1 protein-coding gene is annotated in these 1,253 nt (G+C 58.8%); it reads left to right on the top strand.

Going from position 1 to position 1,253, the window contains the following annotated elements:
- The first annotated feature begins 716 nt into the window (after window positions 1–716).
- Window positions 717–932 (top strand): hypothetical protein, encoded by a 216-nt coding sequence (locus ACXJ7R_RS33335; protein WP_457155511.1) that lies wholly within the window; start codon window positions 717–719, stop codon window positions 930–932.
- Window positions 933–1,253: the final 321 nt, after the last annotated feature.

Here is a 1,253-nt window from a genome sequence, read left to right as displayed (position 1 = left end):
ATCTTATCCTGCGCCGGCGAAGTCGTTCGCGTGTTCCGGCGATTTGCCAGAGATGAGACCGGCAGATTATGTTCCAGGCCGTCCGAGGTTCGCGAGGCGGGTTTTCTCAGCAGCTGTAGAGCGGGAGAACGAGAGGCTCGCGCTGGCCACCAAGATAGATTGCCTCGCGAACCGCCAGCACGCCGAACGGTTCATGGGTGTTCCGCTCGGGGAGCCGACGAGATTGAAGGCGAGAACGTCAAGGTTCTGTGCTCTGACCCTCATGAAAGGAGCACCACAGCCACATTCGCCACTATCTCCGGATAGGCGAATGGAAGATCATCGGGATCGGACATGTGGTCGTCCGCCAGCGTAAAGACGGGTCGCCCTTCCGAAGGAGTTTGCCGCGGGCGAAAATGTGGTGCGGCGGCGTCCGCTACCTTGACCAGGCGGCGAAGGGAGGGCTAATGTCACCCGCCACTTGCGCGGTTCGTTTATCGTAGTGCGAGCGAACGTTCTAAAGCCTGCCGAAGTTGGATGCGGGGGCGCTGATCGGCGTCAATGAACTGTCTGCGGCGCTAGCTATTATTGCTGGCAGGGCCTACCTTGGAAAACTATTGTCGCAGTGTGCTCAGAATTACTGCGGGCTGGGCGGCGGCTTGGACAACGGCGCCTTGACCAGTTCTTCAGGAACCTAGTGCCTTGGTTTTTCCGCGTATGATTTCACGGAACCAGCTATGATTTTCGTCCTGATGTTGGCAATAGTCGGTGAGCTCGTCACTTTTGCTGTCCTCGCCCCCTTGTACGGCTGGAGCGTGGCTCTTCTGGCCGCACCAGGCGGCGGCGTTTTAATGGCGCTCCTGGCCAGCGTGTTTCTCAGCAAGACATACCGGATTTCCTCCGCACAGCCGCATTCCGGCGGGCAGGCTGAAATGGGCGAAAGGGGCCGATGAAAGTCCGACCGCTCGCGCCGAACTGAGCATTGTGGTGCTGATCACCGTACCCTATTCTTTGCGATTGGCTTCGAGCGCCAGGAACCGACGAATGTAAGGCAGAAGCTTAGCGTTAGTGATCGACATCGACAATTTGTAGCGCCGCTCAGCCGGGAGTTTCTGACGACCGATGGAAGCGCCTCTCAGTGCCAAGAAGGCTGGATGCCACCGCGCCGTTTGTTCCATGAAGTGCGCTCCTAGTTCCGCCTGGCACGAAGAGTCCCAACGCGGGTCTCTTAAGCCTCTGCGCGTGCGCGCATTGCCGTCTCATGTGGACGAATC

Source organism: Mesorhizobium sp. P5_C1 (genome assembly GCF_054049815.1).
This window is presented reverse-complemented; position numbering and strand designations above follow the sequence as displayed.

Bases quoted from the DNA above. Each gene is read 5' to 3' on its own strand.
- ACXJ7R_RS33335 (WP_457155511.1), top strand. From the start codon at position 717: ATGATTTTCGTCCTGATGTTGGCAATAGTCGGTGAGCTCGTCACTTTT.